This window comes from Belnapia sp. F-4-1, assembly GCF_000802185.1.
Classification (GTDB): domain Bacteria; phylum Pseudomonadota; class Alphaproteobacteria; order Acetobacterales; family Acetobacteraceae; genus Belnapia.
This window is the reverse complement of the sequence record NZ_KN676113.1, coordinates 3,930,359-3,945,556: the sequence shown is the minus strand read 5'-3', so window position 1 is coordinate 3,945,556 and position 15,198 is coordinate 3,930,359. Positions and strand designations below refer to the sequence as shown.

Genomic DNA, 15,198 nt, shown 5'->3' with positions numbered 1-15,198 from the left:
ATGCCGATGCGTCGCGCCGCCGCGGCAGCCGCGGCCGGGCTGCTGGCCCTGGCCACGCCCGCCCTCGCCCAGCCACGCGAGACGCTGACCATCGGCATCATCCAGTACCCTTCGACCTTCCACCCCAATATCGACGCCATGGCGGCGAAGTCCTACGTGCTGGGCTTCGCCCGGCGGCCGCTGACCGCCCATGGCGCGGACTGGCAGCCGCTCTGCATGGCCTGCGAAAGCTTGCCGACCCTCGAGAATGGCGGCGCCCGGCGCGAGACGACGCCGGACGGCAAGCCCGGCATCCGCGTCACCTACCGTCTCCGCGCCGATGCCCGCTGGGGCGACGGCCGGCCCGTCTCGGCCGAGGATCTGCGCTTCGCCTGGGAGGCGGGGCGGGACGGCGCGACCGGCTTCGGCGGGGCGGAGTTCTATCGCTCGGCCTATGAGCTGATCGTCGAGGACGAGCGCACCGTGACGCTCCGCTACGACAAGGTCACCTTCGACTACAACGTCGCCGGCGACTTCCAGCCGCTGCCCGCGCATATCGAGCGCGCCCGCTGGCAGCAGGAGCCGCGGAGCTACCGCAACCGCACGGCCTACGACACGGAGACGACCAATCCCGGCCTCTGGTCCGGGCCCTGGCGCATCACGGCGGTGCAGCCCGGCGCCGGCGTCACGCTGGAGCGGAACGAGGCCTGGACCGGGCCGGCCCCCGCCTTTCGCCGCATCCAGATCCGCACCGTCGAGAACACCGCGGCGATGGAGGCGCAGCTGCTGGCCGGGCAGATCGACATGATCGCCGGTGAGCTTGGCCTGCCGGTGGAGCAGGCGGCGGCGCTGGAGCGGCGGACCGGCGGACGCTTTCGCATCGAGTACAAGCCAGGGCTGGTCTACGAGCATCTCGACCTCCGCCTCGACGCGCCGCCGCTCGACGACCGCCGCGTCCGCCAGGCGCTGCTGATGGCCATCGACCGGGCGCAGATCGTGGCGAGGCTCTTCGAGGGGCGACAGGTGGTGGCGGAGACGGGCGTCAACCCGCTCGACCCGATGCATGACCCGAACGCGCCGCACTGGCCCCATGACCCGGCCCGCGCCGCCGCCCTGCTGGAGGCCGCCGGCTGGCGCCCAGGGCCGGACGGCATCCGCCGCAATGCCGCCGGCGAGCGCCTCACGATCGAGCTGATGACCACCGCCGGCAACCGCGCCCGCGAGTCGGTCCAGCAGGTGGTGCAGGGCATGTGGCGGCAGGTGGGGGTGGAGGCACGCATCCGCAACGAGCCGCCGCGGGTGCTGTTCGGCGAGACGCTGTCTCGCCGCCGCTTCACCGGCGCCGCCCTTTTCGCCTGGATCTCCTCTCCTGAGAACGTCCCGCGCACGACGCTGCACTCCGAGGAGATCCCAACCGAGTCGCGCAATTGGTCCGGGCAGAACTACGGCGGCTACCGCAACCCGGAGATGGATGCGCTGCTGGAGGCGCTGCCGCAGGAGCTGGACCGGGAGCGGCGCCGCGCCCTCTGGTCCCGCTTCCAGGCAATCTTCGCCGAGGATCTGCCGGAGCTGCCGCTCTGGTTCCGCGCGGATGCACATGTCTGGCCGCGCTGGCTGGATGGCGTGCAGCCGACCGGCCACCTGAACCCGAGTTCCCTCTGGGCCGAGCGCTGGCGTGTGAAGCAACCCTGACCTGCAATATCGCGTTGCGATTTGGGATTGCGAGTCATTCTCAGTAGCGCTACGCCATGCCCGGCCTACGCTGGGAACTCGTCTAGATGTCGTCGCTGCGCGCTCCGCTTCCTCGCCTTCAACCAAGCCTCGGCCTCGCCGGGATGGGCCTGCTCGCCGCTGGCCCCACGGCGATGGCGCAGGATGCCCCGCCCGCCGGAGCCGTCGCGCTGCCCGAGATGAACGTCCAGGGCGCCAACCCGCCCCGCTACCGCGCCGACGACACCCCTGTGGTCCGCATGCCGACCTCGGTGCGCGAGGCGCCGCAGTCCATCACCGTTGTCCCGCGCGAGCTGATCGAGGAGCGCGGCGCGACGACGCTGCGCGAGGCGCTGCGCAACGTCACCGGCATCAGCCTGGCCGCTGGCGAGGGCGGCTTCTCCGGCGACAACCTCACGCTGCGCGGCTTCAGCGCCCGCAACGACTTCTTCATCGACGGCATCCGCGACAGTGCGCAGTACACCCGCGATCCCTTCTTCCTCGACAGCGTCGAGGTGCTGAAGGGTCCCTCCTCCGTCATGTTCGGCCGCGGCTCCACCGGCGGCGCGATCAACCTCTCGACCCGCATGCCGCAGCAGCGGAATTTCGGCGAGTTGACGCTGACCGGCTTCTCGCCCTTCGGCCTGCGCGCCACCTCCGATATCGGGATGTATTCCGGTACGGTCGGCGTGCGGCTGAACGCCATGGCGACGCGGCAGGACATCGCCCGGCGCGACCACGTCACGAACGAGCGCTGGGGCGTCGCCCCCTCCGTCACCTGGGGCCTCGGTACCAACACCCAGGTCTCCCTCCACTTCCTGCACCAGTCGGAGGACAACGTCCCCGATTTCGGCATCCCCATCGTGCGTGGCCGCCCGGCGCCCGTCTCCTACAGCACCTTCTACGGCCTGGCCGGCGTCGACCGCGAGCGGACCGAGACCAATGTGATGACGCTGACGGCGCAGCACCGCTTCGCCGACGGCGTCAGCCTGCGCAACACCTTCCGCTACGGCAACTACGACCGCGACCTCAACGCGACGGCGCCGCGGCTGATCACCGCCATCACTCCGACCACCAATCTCGCCAACGTGCTGGTCAACCGCCAGCCCCAGGTCCGGCGCGGCACCGACACCATCCTGCAGAACCAGACGGAGCTGCGCGCCACTGCCAATACCGGCCCGCTGCGGCACCAGATCGTCGCCGGGCTCGAGCTCGGGCGCGAGACCTCGCAGCTCACCCGCTTCACCAGCAACAACCGGCCGGCCGCGACGCTGTTCAACCCGAATTTCTACCAGGCCTTCGACCAGACCCTCTCGGTCAACACCGACGCGGACACCACCGCTTATACCCTCGGCCTCTTCGCCTCCGACCAGATCCGCATCGGCGAGTATTTCGAAGTGCTGGTCGGTGGCCGCTACGACCGCTTCGACGCCCGCTTCAACAGCCTCGCCGGCGCCACCGGCGCGACCACGCGCTTCGACCGCGTAGACGACATGTTCAGCTGGCGCGGCGCGCTGGTCTTCAAGCCGACCAGCACGGTGCGCACCTACTTCTCGGCCGGCACCTCCTTCAACCCGAGCGCCGAGGCGCTGACCCTCGCGCCCAACACCGCCAGCCTGGCGCCCGAGAAGAACCGCTCCTTCGAGGTCGGCGCGAGCTGGGACATCACGCCCGACCTCGCCATCCGCGGCGCCGTTTTCCGCATCGAGAAGACGAATGCCCGCACGCCGGATCCGGCAAACGGCACGCTCAACGTGCTGGCCGGCGAGCAACGCTCGGACGGCTTCGAGATCTCGGCGGCCGGCCGCATCACGCGCAACTGGAACGTCATCGCAGGCTATACCTATATCGACTCGCAGATCACTCGCTCCAACACCGCGGCCGAGGTCGGCAAGGAGCTGCTGAACACGCCGCGTAACACCGCGACGCTCTGGACCAGCTACGACCTGCCCTATGGCGTGCAGCTCGGCGGCGGACTCAGCTATATCGACAAGCGCTACGGCAACAACGCCAACACCGTCATCGCGCCCGCCTATGTACGCTATGACGCCGCCATCGCCTGGGCGATCACCGACCAGCTCGGTATCCGGGTCAATGCGCTGAACCTCACTGACAAGCGGTTCTACGAAGGCGTCTATGCGGGGAACATCACGCCGGGCGCCGGGCGCACCATCATCGCCAGCCTCACGGCGCGGTACTAGGCATGCTCCTCCACATCGCCGAGGTGCTGGATGCGGCAAGGCTCGCGGAAACGCGGGCTTTGCTGGCGCGTGCGCCCTGGGTGGATGGGCGCGTCACCGCCGGCCATCAATCGGCGCAGGTAAAGGATAATCTGCAAATTCCCGAGGCCTCCGCGGAACATCGCGCCCTCGGCGAGATCGTGCTCGCCGCGCTGGAGCGCAACCCGCTCTTCATCTCATCGGTGTTGCCGCTGCGCGTCTTCCCGCCGCTATTCAACCGCTATGACCCGGGCATGACCTTCGGCGCGCATGTGGACAACGCCATCCGCCAGATCACCGGCACGCCGCACCGCATCCGCACGGATGTCTCCTGCACCCTGTTCCTCAGCGACCCGGCGGGCTATGAGGGCGGCGAGCTGATCGTCGAGGATACCTATGGCGAGAAGCGGGTGAAGCTGCCGGCCGGCGATGCGGTGGTCTATCCGGCGACCAGCCTGCACCGCGTCGCACCGGTGACGAGCGGCTCGCGGCTGGCGAGCTTCTTCTGGATTCAGAGCATGGTGCGCGATGATGGCCAACGCGCATTGCTCTTCGATCTCGACATGGCCATCAACCGCGCCCGCGGCGACTTGCCGGCGGGCCACAGCGCGCCGACGGAGCTGACCGCCGTGTACCACAACCTGCTCCGCCGCTGGGCCGACGCGTGACCGTCCGCCGCGCCCTGCTTTTCGGTCATCGCTGGCTCGGGCTGGTCCTCGGCCTTGTCATGCTGCTGCTCGGCGTGACAGGCAGCATCCTCTCCTTCCAGCGCGAGATCGACGCGGCGCTGAACCCGCAGCTCTTCCGCCCGAGCGGGCCGCCGAACCCTGATCTCAACTACGCAGCCATTCTGACGTCGGCCGAGGCAGCGACGGGCCGCCCGGCCGGCAGTATCCGCCCGCCCGATGCGGTCTGGCCGGTCTGGATCGTCAGCCCGCCCCGCCAGCGTGGCACTCCGCCTGGCCCCTCCGCCTTCATCGACCCGGCGACCGGCCAGCTGCTTGGCGAGCGCGCCGGCCGCACCGGCTTCGTCGCCACGGTGCGGGAGCTGCACGACACGCTGCTGCTGCGCGACTGGGGCGGGCGCGAGGCGGTGGGCTGGTTCGGCGTGCTGCTGTTGCTCTTCTCGCTATCGGGCATCTGGCTGTGGTGGCCGAAGCAGGGTTCGCTCGGCGCCGCCCTCGTCACCATCCGCAGCCGGCCGAGCGTGATCTTGAACCTCGACCTGCACCGGGTCATCGGCATCTGGATGGCGGTGGTGCTCACCGTCGTCGCCGTCTCCGGCATCGCCATCATCTTCCCCGCCTGGTTTCGCCCCGCGCTCGGCATCGCGGAGCCCGCGTCGCCCGCGCCCGTGCCGCCGCGGCGCGATCCGATGGTGCTCGATGCCGATGCCGCCGTCGCCGCCGCCCTTGCCCATCTACCGGGTCAGGTGGCGACCGGCGTCACGCTGCCCAGCCGGCAGCGCCAGGCCTGGCAGGTTTCGCTCCGCCCCGCCGACGGCAGCGCCGAGGTCCGCGTTCGCAGCTTCCTCGCCGTCGATCCCTGGTCCGGCGCGGTAACGGAGGAGCGCGGCCCCCGCACCCGCAGCCTCGGCGAGGAAGTGCTTGCCATGCAGCGCTGGCTGCATGGCGGCGCGCTGCTCGGTTGGCCGGGACGCATCCTCGTCTCCCTCTCGGGCATTGCCATGCCCGTTCTTTTCGTCACCGGCCTCGCTGCCTGGCTGCTGCGTCGCCGCAACCGCCGACGCATTGCCGTCCTGCAAGGGAAACCCGCATGAACCCGGCGCCCGCCCCCGATTTCACCATCCAGAGCCTCATCCTCAATGCCGACCCTGTCGTGCAGGGGGTGATGGCGCTGCTGCTGCTGGCCTCGCTCGCCTGCTGGGCCATCATCATCGAGAAGGCTGTCCTGTTCCACCGGCTGAAGCGGGAGGCCGCGAGCCTCGCCGCCCTCGCCGCCTCCGGCGCCATCCTTCCCCCCGAGGGGGATGCCGCGAAAGACGGCCTGGCCGGCGCCGTGCTGCGCGCCGGGCTGCCCGAATGGCGCGAGGGGCGAGACCCGCATGAGAGCGCCGGCGAGTTCCGCGACCGGCTGGAGCGCGCCATGCGCGGCGCCGTCACCGCAACGCTCCGCCGCGCCGAGCCGGGCCTGCCGCTGCTGGCGACCATCGGCTCGGTCAGCCCCTTCGTCGGGTTGTTCGGCACGGTCTGGGGCATCATGCACAGCTTCTTCGACATCGCGGCGAAGCAGGATACCGGCCTCGCCACCGTCGCCCCCGGTATCGCCGAGGCGCTCTTCGCCACGGCGATCGGCCTCGTGGCCGCCATCCCCGCGGTGATCGCCTACAACCGCAACAGCATCCGCCTTTCCCGCATCCGGGCCGAGGCGATGGGCGCGGCGGCGAGCCTCGCCGGGCGCCTGGCACGCCGCCCGGCGGTGCTGGAGGGCCGGCGCAAGGTGGGTGAGCCGGCATGAGCATGCAGCTTCCCTCCGGCATGGGCGACGAGGACGACGCCCAGCCCGTGTCCGAGATCAACGTCACGCCCCTGGTCGACGTGATGCTGGTGCTGCTCGTCATCTTCATGGTGACGGCGCCGATGATGACGGCCGGCATCGCCCTCGACCTGCCGAAGACTGCCGCTGCCCCGCTCAGCCCGCCGGCGCCGCCGCTGGAGCTGAGCCTGACCAAGGAGGGCGGCCTCTTCCTCGACAAGGAGGCGGTGCCGCAGGAGGCGCTGGAGCCGCGGCTCGTCGCCATCCATGCCGAGACGCCAGACAGGGCGCTGCATCTTCGCGCCGACCGCGGCCTCGACTATGGCGAGGTGCTGCGGGTGATGGGCCTCGTCCAGCGTGCCGGCATCACCAAGGTGGCGCTGGTTTCCCTGCCCGGCGGCGACCCGCCGGCGGCGCCCGCGGCCGCGCCGGTGCGCTGAGCCCATGCCCCGCGCCCGCCATATCGCCTGGGGCCTTTCCCTCGGCCTGCATGCCGCGGGCGCCGCCGTGCTGCTGCACGGCCTGCCCGCCGAGCAGCAGCCGGTGATGCCGGTGATGCTGATCGAGATGCCGGCTCCCGCCGCGCCCGAGCCGGAGGCCGAGCCGCCGCCTGAACCGGTGGCCGAGGCGCCGCTGCCGCAGCCCGCCCCGCCGCCGGAGCCGCCGCCCCCGGTGCCCGTCGTCATGGCCGAGCCGCCCCCGCCGGAGCCACCGCCGCCCGAGCCGCCGCCGCCCCAGGTCGAGCCACCGCCGCCCGAGCCGCCGCCCCCCGCCGAGGTGGCGGAGCTGCCCCTGCCGCCGCCGCCCCCGCCGCCGGAGCCGAAGCCGGTCACCACCCCGCGCCGGCCGGCCCCGCCGCCGCGCCCGGCGACGCCCACCGTCGCCGAGGCCCCGCCCGCGCCGGTGCAGCCCGTTGCCGCCCCGCCGGCCCCGGTCGCCGCACCGGTCGCCGCCGCGCCGCCGCCGAGCTACACGGCGCTGCTGATGCGCGCCCTCGAGCGCCATCGCCGCTACCCGGACGAGGCACGCTGGCGCCGGGCCCAGGGCGTCGCCTTGTTGCGCTTCCGCATGCGGCGCGACGGCACGGTTGTCGGCTACCGGATCGAGCGCAGCGCCGGCGACCCGTCCCTCGACCAGGCGGTGCAGACCATGATCCAGAGCGCCTCCCCCCTCCCCGCTCCGCCGGCGGAAATGGCGGGCGACCCGGTCGAGCTGACCGTGCCGGTGCGCTTCTCGTTACGGTAGGCGGATATCAACTTGAAGTTGGACATTCCGGACGCTTACCCGGTAAGGTAGCGGGAATGTCATCGTCCGGGTGAAACGCGGCGAGGCAGCCGGTGGGTCGGCAGGACGTTGGACGGACGACCCGGCCTACGCACGAAAAGGTGCCTCCCGTCATGTCTCACCGCAGCCGCCCCGACCCGCGGATGGAGCCGCTGCACGGCACGGCCCGCCCCGGCTTCGATATCGCCCCGGCGCTCGATGCGCTCATCTCGGTCGGCACGGAACTGGCGCAGAACAAGGCCGATGCGGCCCGGATGGAGCTGGACCGGGCCGAGCAGGAGCTGGGCATGCGCACGGGCGGCCTCGCGCCCCGGGCGGAGGTGCTGCAATCCCTGCTCGCCCTGCGGCAAGCCCGGGCCCAGCTGACGCAAGGCCGGGTCGACCGCGCCGCGACCGAGATCGACCGGGCGGTCGCCGCGCTGACGCGGGCCTGATCAGCCGCCGACCGGTCCGCCTCCGACCCGGGTGAGCCCTGCCAGCACGCTGCGTGGCGGCACCCCCGCCTCGAATTCCGGCCAGCGCGTGCCGGGCCGGTCGAAGCTGGCCCCTGGTTCGGCTCCGGGATGGCGGATGCCGAAGAACAGCGTCTCCCCATCCGGCGTCAGCGCCGCACCGCCGATCGAGGCGCCGCGCGGCGCCCCATAGGCAGGCAGCGGCACCCCACGCCCAGGCCCCGCCAGGTCGCAGGCATAGAGGCCCTCCGCCCGCAGGCCGATGCGGCCGAGGCGGTCGGTGCCGATCCAGGCCCGGCCACGCGCATCGACGGTGACGGTATCGGGGTTTTCGGGCCAGGCGCTGCCCGGCGGCAGCCCGGCTTCGCCATAGCGCGCCTGTGGCCCGCGCGGATCGCCGGCGGCGAAGAGCAGCCGCGCCGCGGCCCCCGCCGCCCCGTCATCCCCCCCATCGGCGGAAAGCTCGATCACATGGCCTGAGGGGCGGGCGGGGCTGCCATGGCAAGCCAGCAGCAGCCGCGGCCCCATCGGATCGAGGCCGAGGCCGGAGGGCGTGTCGAAGGTCGTCCCGCCCGCCGCTTGCGCCGCCTCGGGCAGCGGGGCGCCCTCGGGCAGCGGAATCCAGTTCAGCCGGCCGCCCTCCAGCCGGGCGACGAAGAGCGTGCCTGCATCGAGCGCCCGGTCTCCCGAAGCCGGCCCGGCGGAGACGAAGCGGAGGAGGAAGCCGGCGGCCCGCCGGTCGGTCATGTAGACCACCGCGCGACCGTCCCGGCTCAACGCCGCCGCCACGTCGCCATGGGCGAAGCGGCTGAGTGCCCGGCGCTTCACCGGCACGGACTGCGGGTCGAAGGGATTCAGCTCGACGACGAAGCCGTAGCCGGCGCCATCGGCGATGGCCGGGTCCAGCCCGCCAAGCCGCCCCTGCCAGAAGCCCGGATCGCCCTCGGCCAGCAGCAGCGTGCCCCAGGGGGTGACGCAGCCGCCGCGGATGCCGAGCACCCCGCGCACCGCCCCGCCGCCCGAGACCCGGCAGAGGGTGGATATGCCGAGCCGCCGGTTCTGGTAGCCTCCATCCACCACCACCCAGCGCCCCGCCTGCCGCTCGACGTTGAGCAGCGAGGCGCCCTGCATGGCCGCCGCCGCCGCCGGCTGGTCCTGCCCGCCCGGAAAGGCCATCGCCGGATCGACGGTTGGATGGGCGACGGCGAGGATGGCGCGCGGCACGCCATCGGCCGCCGGCTGCTGCGGCACGGCGATGCCGAGCACCCGTGCATCCCAGCCGAACTGGGCGGCGACGGCATCCGGGTCCGGCGTGCGCGGCGTCCAGCGCGGCGCGTCGAAGGTGACGCGGTCGCCCCAGCGCATCAGCACGTCGCGGCGATGGCCGGGCGCCACCGTGTCGTCCTGTTTCACCGGCAGGGCGAGCGGGCCGAGGTCGAGGGCAAGCGCCGGGGCGGCCAGCGCCGCGGTTCCCGCCGCCAGCAGGGTGCGCCGGCCGATCATGCCGCGACGATCGGCGGCGGCCGGTGCACGGTCACCGGCGGCAGCGCCCCCTCCCAGCGCTCCACCTGCACGAGGCAGGACTGCGCCGAAGGCCCCTGGCCGAGCCTCGAGGTCCCGATATCCGCTGTCACAACATTCGGGTTGCCATGGACGCAGAGGGCATCCGGATCGCCGGGGATGAGCGGGTCGTACCAGGCGCCGGTCGCCATGGCAGCGACGCCCGGAAGCATCCCCTCCTTGATCCTGACGCCGCCGAGGCAGGCGCCGCGATCGTTGAAGATGCGGACGATGTCGCCCTCCTTCAGGCCGCGCGCCGCAGCGTCCTCCGGGCTCAAATGGACGGGTTCCCGCCCCTGGATCTTGCCGGCCGCCGCGACGCGGCCGGGGTCGAGCTGCCCATGCAGCCGCGTCGCCGGCTGGAAGGACAGCAGATGCAGCGGAAAGCGCGCGGCGGCCGGGGCGCCGAGCCACTCCCGCGGCTCCCGCCAGACCGGGTGGCCGGGGCAGTCGTCATAGCCGAAGCTGGCGACCGTCTCGCTGAACAGCTCCACCTTGCCCGAGGGCGTGTTGAGCGGCTCGCCCTCCGGGTCGGCGCGGAACTCGGCGAACTGGGTGTATTCCTCGCCCGGCGCGACGGGCGGCGCCTCGACATGCCCCTCGGCCCAGAAGCGCTCGAAATCCGGCGCCTCGAAGCCGAGCCGCCCGCAGGCAACCCGCCACTGGCCATAGAGATGGCGCAGCCAGGCGCCCTCGTCCCGCTGCTCGGTGAAGCGGTCGCGGTAGCCGAGCGCATCGGCGACATCGGCCAGCATGTCGGCATCGTTCCGTGCCTGGCCCTGGGGCGGAACCGCCTGGTGCATGGCGCGGACGAAGCGGTCCCGGTTGCTGGAAGCGATGTCGTTCCGCTCCAGCGTCGTCGTCGCCGGCAGCACGATATCGGCCTGCCGGGCGAGCGCCGTCCACCAGGGCTCCTGCACGACGACGGTCTCGGCCCGCGCCCAGGCGCGCTGCAGCCGCGGCAGGTCCTGGTGGTGGTGGAAGGGGTTGCCGCCGGCCCACCAGATCATGCGGATATCCGGCAAGGTGATGCGCTGACCGTTGAACTCCAGCACCTCGCCGGGCCGCTCCAGCAGCTCCGTCACCCGCGCGACGGGGATGGCGAGCCCGGCCGGGTTGCGGATGCCGGGCGAGGAGACCGCGGGCAGCTCCCGCCGCGGCACGCCCATGCCGCCGATGCTGCCATAGCCGAAGGCGACGCCCTGGCCTGGCCTGCCGATGGTCCCGAGCATGGCGGCGAGCGCCACCAGCATCCAATAGGGCTGCTCGCCGTAATCCGCCCGCTGGAGCGACCAGGCGGCGGTCAGCATGGCTGGCTGCGCCGCGCAGTCGAGGGCGAGGCGGCGGATCGTCCCGACCGGGATGCCGGTGATCGGCGCGGCCCAGTCCGGCGTCTTCGCCTGGCCGTCGCTCTCGCCAAGGATATAGGCCCGCAGCCGGTCCCAGCCGGTGCAATGGGTGGCGAGGAAGGCACGGTCCTCCCGCCCTTCCGCCAGCAGCACATGCGCCATGGCCAGCAGCAGCGCGGTGTCCGTCCCCGGACGGATCGGGATCCACTCCGCGCCGATCTCCGCCTCGGTATCGCCGCGGAAGGGCGACACGTTGATGAAGCGCACCCCGGCGGCGGCCGCCTGTCGCATCAACGGCATGTATTCGTGCCGCCCCTGCCCGCCCGAGGCGACGAGCCCGTTCTTCGCCGCCAGCCCGCCGAAGCAGAGCATCAGCCGGGCATGCCGGGCGATCGCCTGCCAGTCGGTGACGCGGCCGAGCAGCACCTCGTTGGTGCCGAGCACATGCGGGATCAGCGCCTGCGCCGCCGCATAGGAATAGGCATTCACCGAGGAGGTGAAGCCGCCGCCGAGGCCGAGGAAGCGCTGCAACTGCGTCTTCGCATGATGGTAGCGTCCGGCCGAGGACCAGCCGTAGGAGCCGCCGAAGATCGAGGTCGCGCCATGCTCGGCCCTGACCCGCGCCGTCTCCTCGGCGAGGATGCGCGTCACTTCGTCCCAGGACACGGGCACGAAGGGGTCGCCGCCGCGCAGATGCCCGCGCCGCCGTCCCTCGATCCAGCCGCGGCGGATATAGGGCCGATCGATGCGGCAGGCCGCATGGACCACATCCGGCACCGCCTCGATCAGGCTGCCGGGAAAAGGGTCCGGCCCGAAGGGGCGCACTCCGGTGACGCGGCCATTCTCGACCACGGCATCGAAATAGCCCCAATGGGAGGCATGCGGCTTGATTTCGGTCATGGTTCGAACCCGTCCTTGGCGGCGGACCTTGCCATCCACCGCACGGTGCCGTCCACAGCGCGGCTCAGGCCTTCGCGGCCTGGTGTTCCGCCCGCGCCGCCTCCCAGACCTCCCAGGCCGCATCGGCGTTGATCGCCGCGATCGCGAGCCCGACCAGGAGGTCCGGCCAGACCGAGTCCCACAGGAAGGCGGTGACGAGCCCAGCGCCGATGACCGCAAGATTTGCCAGGACGTCGTTGCGGGCGGAAAGGAAGGCCGCGCGGGTCAGGCTGCCGCCCCGCTGCCGCACCCGGGCGAGCATCAGCGCGCAGCAGCCATTGACCAGCAGGGCACCGGCGCCCGCCAGGGTGAGCGGCAGCGGCGCCGGCGGCAGGGGCGCGCCGAATTTGTTCCAGGCGGTCCAGAGCGTCGCCAGGGCCGGTACCAGCAGCAGCAGCGCCAGCAGCATGCCGAGCCGTGCCCGCGCCGCCGCACCCCAGCCCAGCCCTATCAGGATCAGCAGGTTGATCGCCGCGTCCTCGAGGAAATCGATGCTGTCGGCAAAGAGCGCGACCGAGCCGATCGCCAGTGCGACCGCAAATTCCACGCCGAAATAGCCGAGGTTGAGCGCCGCGACGCGGCCAACCACGCTACGAAGCACCGGCTCACCGCCGGGTCTTGGGTTCTCTGCCATTCCGCGCCTACACTCCCCCATCCGTCAGGAAGGCCGCTGCCATGAATCCGCCCCGCAATTCGAATGCCGCCCGCGACATCGCCTATGCGCTGCATCCTTATACCGACCACAAGGCGCATCTGCAGAACGGCCCGCTGGTGATCAGCCGCGGCAAGGGCGTCCGCGTCTTCGACGAGCAGGGGAAGGAGTATATCGAGAGCGTCGCCGGCCTCTGGTGCGCGAGCCTCGGCTTCGACAACGAGCGGCTGGTGCAGGCCGCCACCGACCAGATGCGGAAGCTCCCCTTCTACCACGCCTTCACCGCCAAGTCGCACGAGCCGCTGATCGACCTCAGCGAGATGCTGATCGAGCGCGCCCCCTCGCCGATGAGCAAGGTGTTCTTCGCCAATTCCGGGTCGGAGGCGAATGACAGCGCGATCAAGATGATCTGGTACATGAACAACGCCATCGGGCGGCCGGAGAAGAAGAAGATCATCGCCCGGCTGAAGGGCTATCACGGCATCACCCTCGCCGCCGCTTCGCTGACGGGCCTGCCGGCCAACCACAAGCTTTTCGACCTGCCGATCGCCGGCTTCCACCATGTCTCGACGCCGCACCACTACCACAACGCCCTGCCCGGCGAGTCCGAAGAGGATTTCGCCACCCGCCTCGCCGAGGAACTGGAGCAGAAGATCCTGGCCGAGGGCCCGGAAACCGTCGCCGCCTTCTGGGCCGAGCCGATCATGGGCGCCGGCGGCGTGATCCTGCCGCCCGCGGGCTACTTCCCGAAGATCCAGGCTGTCCTGAAGAAGTACGACGTGCTTTTCGTCGCCGATGAGGTGATCTGCGGCTTCTGGCGCACGGGCAGCTACTGGGGCTCGCAGACCCTCGACATCCAGCCCGACATCCTGGTCTGCGCCAAGGCACTCTCCGCCTCCTACCTGCCGATCTCGGCGGTGCTGGTGAACGAGAAGGTGTTCCAGGGCATCGCCGAGGGTTCCTCCTCGGTCGGCACCTGGGGCCATGGCTTCACCTATTCCGGCCATCCGGTGCCGGCCGCCGTCGCCATCGAGACGCTGAAGATCTACGACGAGATGGATATCGGCGGCCATGTAAAGCGGGTCGGCGCGCATATGCAGGCGCAGCTCCGCGCCCGCTTCGCCGACCACCCCATGGTGGGCGAGGTGCGCGGCACCGGCCTCATCGCTGCCATCGAGCTGGTGGCCGACAAGGCGGCGAAGCGGAACTTCGACCCGGCGCAGAAGGTCGGCGGACGTCTGACCAAGCTCGGCGAGGAGAATGGCGTCATCATGCGCGCCATGACCAACGACAGCATCGGCTTCTCCCCGCCCCTCATCATCTCCGAGGAGGAGGTGGACGAGATGCTGAACCGCGTGGCGAAGTCGCTGGACGAGGTCATGGTGCAGGTGCGCCGCGAGAGCATCGCCGCCGTTTGACCCGGCCCGCCTGGTCTCCTTCGCTGCCGGTCGCCGCAGCCCTCGCGGTCGGCCCGGTGGCAGGGGTGCTGCAGTCGAAGGCCCTCGCCCCCATCGCGGTGGTGGGGCTGCTGCTCGCGGTGCTCGCCCACTGGCGGCAGCGCGGCGCCTGGCCCTGGCCACGCGGTGCGGCGTCCTGGCTTGCAATCGGCCTGTTCGCCTGGGGCGCCGTGACGGCGCTCTGGGCGATCGAGCCGCTGCGGGCGCTCGGCACCTCGCTGCAGCTTGGCGGCTTCGTCGCCCTCGGCGCGGCGGCGGCGCGTGCGGTCGCGGCGGATGACGCCGCGGCGCATCGGCGCCTGTTGCTGGCGGCGACGGGCGGCCTGGCCGCCGGCATCCTGCTCGCCGGACTGGATGCGGCGACGGGCAACGCCATCCGTGCCGCCGTGCGCGGCCTCAAGGAGATCCCGCCGACGCTCGCCTTCGGACTGAAGCCGGCTGCCTCCGCCATGGCGCTCTGGCTGCCGCTGGTGGCGGCGGCGCCGCTGCCGCGCCTGTTGCGCGCCGGGGTGATCGGCGCCGGCGCCATCGTCCTGGTGCTGCTGCCGGGCGAGGCGGCGAAGCTCGCCGTGCTGGCCGGGCTGCTGGTCGGTGGGCTGGCGCTGCTGCTGCCACGGCTGGCGCGGCCGGGGCTCGGCGCGGCGCTGGCGGTGGCGGTCGTCGCCATGCCGATGCTGCTCGGGCCGGTCCTCGCGCGCGGCGTGCCGGCGGCCGACATTCCGCCCTCGGCGGCGCACCGGCTGCTGATCTGGGACTTCGTGATCGGACGCATCGCGGACCGCCCGCTGCTCGGCTGGGGGATGGAGGCGAGCCGAACCGTCCCCGGCCACCGCGACCATCCGAGCCCGGAGGCCATGGCCCGCTTCGGGCTCAGCGCGACGGAACGCACCGCCTGGCTGTCCGGCACCGAGCTGCTGCCGCTGCACCCGCATAACGGCGCATTGCAATTGCGGCTGGAGCTCGGCTGGCCCGGGGTGCTGGTGGCGGCGGCGTTGGCTGTCGCTCTGGCGATGGCTTGCGGCTCGTCCGTCGCCCTGGCGATGCTGGCCGCGGGCGCCGTCACCGCCATGCTGAGCTTCGGGGCTTGGCAGGAATGGTGGG

The 15,198-nt window shown here is 71.9% G+C and carries 13 protein-coding genes; 10 read left to right on the top strand and 3 right to left on the bottom strand.

Going from position 1 to position 15,198, the window contains the following annotated elements; genetic code table 11:
• Positions 1-6 precede the first annotated feature (6 nt).
• From LH62_RS18620 to LH62_RS18585, 8 genes are all read left to right on the top strand, one after another.
• On the top strand, positions 7-1,671 hold the full coding sequence (locus LH62_RS18620) for a peptide ABC transporter substrate-binding protein (protein WP_043366137.1): 1,665 nt from the start codon (positions 7-9) through the stop codon (positions 1,669-1,671).
• An 86-nt stretch (positions 1,672-1,757) separates the two neighbouring features.
• The gene (locus LH62_RS18615) at positions 1,758-3,890 is read left to right on the top strand and encodes a TonB-dependent siderophore receptor (RefSeq protein ID WP_082012653.1); all 2,133 of its coding nucleotides are present in this window, start codon (positions 1,758-1,760) and stop codon (positions 3,888-3,890) included.
• 2 nt (positions 3,891-3,892) lie between these two features.
• On the top strand, positions 3,893-4,576 hold the full coding sequence (locus tag LH62_RS18610; protein ID WP_043363576.1) for a Fe2+-dependent dioxygenase: 684 nt from the start codon (positions 3,893-3,895) through the stop codon (positions 4,574-4,576).
• Positions 4,573-5,688 (top strand): PepSY domain-containing protein, encoded by a 1,116-nt coding sequence (locus tag LH62_RS18605; RefSeq protein WP_043363575.1) that lies wholly within the window; start codon positions 4,573-4,575, stop codon positions 5,686-5,688. Before LH62_RS18610 ends, LH62_RS18605 begins: the two co-directional genes overlap by 4 nt.
• Complete coding sequence (locus LH62_RS18600; protein ID WP_052214672.1) at positions 5,685-6,386, top strand: MotA/TolQ/ExbB proton channel family protein; 702 nt, start codon at positions 5,685-5,687, stop codon at positions 6,384-6,386. Before LH62_RS18605 ends, LH62_RS18600 begins: the two co-directional genes overlap by 4 nt.
• The gene (locus LH62_RS18595) at positions 6,383-6,844 is read left to right on the top strand and encodes a biopolymer transporter ExbD (protein WP_043363572.1); all 462 of its coding nucleotides are present in this window, start codon (positions 6,383-6,385) and stop codon (positions 6,842-6,844) included. Before LH62_RS18600 ends, LH62_RS18595 begins: the two co-directional genes overlap by 4 nt.
• Positions 6,845-6,848: 4 nt before the next feature.
• On the top strand, positions 6,849-7,649 hold the full coding sequence (locus LH62_RS18590) for an energy transducer TonB (RefSeq protein ID WP_052214671.1): 801 nt from the start codon (positions 6,849-6,851) through the stop codon (positions 7,647-7,649).
• A 152-nt stretch (positions 7,650-7,801) separates the two neighbouring features.
• On the top strand, positions 7,802-8,122 hold the full coding sequence (locus tag LH62_RS18585; protein WP_144404533.1) for a hypothetical protein: 321 nt from the start codon (positions 7,802-7,804) through the stop codon (positions 8,120-8,122).
• On the opposite strand, the gene LH62_RS18580 is transcribed toward LH62_RS18585, so the two are convergent.
• The 3 genes from LH62_RS18580 to LH62_RS18570 form a co-directional block, all read right to left on the bottom strand.
• Positions 8,123-9,643, bottom strand: a complete 1,521-nt coding sequence (locus LH62_RS18580) for a PhoX family phosphatase (protein ID WP_052214670.1) — start codon at positions 9,641-9,643, stop codon at positions 8,123-8,125.
• Positions 9,640-11,949 (bottom strand): molybdopterin-dependent oxidoreductase, encoded by a 2,310-nt coding sequence (locus LH62_RS18575; protein ID WP_043363570.1) that lies wholly within the window; start codon positions 11,947-11,949, stop codon positions 9,640-9,642. The genes LH62_RS18580 and LH62_RS18575 overlap by 4 nt, the downstream gene beginning before the upstream one ends.
• A 64-nt stretch (positions 11,950-12,013) precedes the next feature.
• Positions 12,014-12,589, bottom strand: a complete 576-nt coding sequence (locus LH62_RS18570; RefSeq protein ID WP_043363569.1) for a cation transporter — start codon at positions 12,587-12,589, stop codon at positions 12,014-12,016.
• A gap of 74 nt (positions 12,590-12,663) precedes the next feature.
• Here LH62_RS18570 and LH62_RS18565 point away from each other — a divergent pair, with 74 nt between their 5' ends.
• Both LH62_RS18565 and LH62_RS31575 read left to right on the top strand, forming a co-directional pair.
• Positions 12,664-14,058, top strand: a complete 1,395-nt coding sequence (locus LH62_RS18565; protein WP_043363568.1) for an aspartate aminotransferase family protein — start codon at positions 12,664-12,666, stop codon at positions 14,056-14,058.
• A partial coding sequence (locus LH62_RS31575; RefSeq protein WP_201445539.1) for an O-antigen ligase family protein occupies positions 14,055-15,198 on the top strand: 1,144 nt, incomplete at its 3' end. The genes LH62_RS18565 and LH62_RS31575, both read left to right, overlap by 4 nt.

What these genes read in the sequence shown, in the direction of transcription:
- LH62_RS18590 (WP_052214671.1), top strand. Translation starts at nt 6,849, where the DNA reads ATGCCCCGCGCCCGCCATATCGCCTGGGGCCTTTCCCTCGGCCTGCAT.
- LH62_RS18565 (WP_043363568.1), top strand. Translation starts at nt 12,664, where the DNA reads ATGAATCCGCCCCGCAATTCGAATGCCGCCCGCGACATCGCCTATGCG.
- LH62_RS18615 (WP_082012653.1), top strand. Translation starts at nt 1,758, where the DNA reads ATGTCGTCGCTGCGCGCTCCGCTTCCTCGCCTTCAACCAAGCCTCGGC.
- LH62_RS18585 (WP_144404533.1), top strand. Translation starts at nt 7,802, where the DNA reads ATGTCTCACCGCAGCCGCCCCGACCCGCGGATGGAGCCGCTGCACGGC.
- LH62_RS18620 (WP_043366137.1), top strand. Translation starts at nt 7, where the DNA reads ATGCGTCGCGCCGCCGCGGCAGCCGCGGCCGGGCTGCTGGCCCTGGCC.
- LH62_RS18600 (WP_052214672.1), top strand. Translation starts at nt 5,685, where the DNA reads ATGAACCCGGCGCCCGCCCCCGATTTCACCATCCAGAGCCTCATCCTC.
- LH62_RS18580 (WP_052214670.1), bottom strand. Translation starts at nt 9,643, where the DNA reads ATGATCGGCCGGCGCACCCTGCTGGCGGCGGGAACCGCGGCGCTGGCC.
- LH62_RS18575 (WP_043363570.1), bottom strand. Translation starts at nt 11,949, where the DNA reads ATGACCGAAATCAAGCCGCATGCCTCCCATTGGGGCTATTTCGATGCC.
- LH62_RS18595 (WP_043363572.1), top strand. Translation starts at nt 6,383, where the DNA reads ATGAGCATGCAGCTTCCCTCCGGCATGGGCGACGAGGACGACGCCCAG.
- LH62_RS18610 (WP_043363576.1), top strand. Translation starts at nt 3,893, where the DNA reads ATGCTCCTCCACATCGCCGAGGTGCTGGATGCGGCAAGGCTCGCGGAA.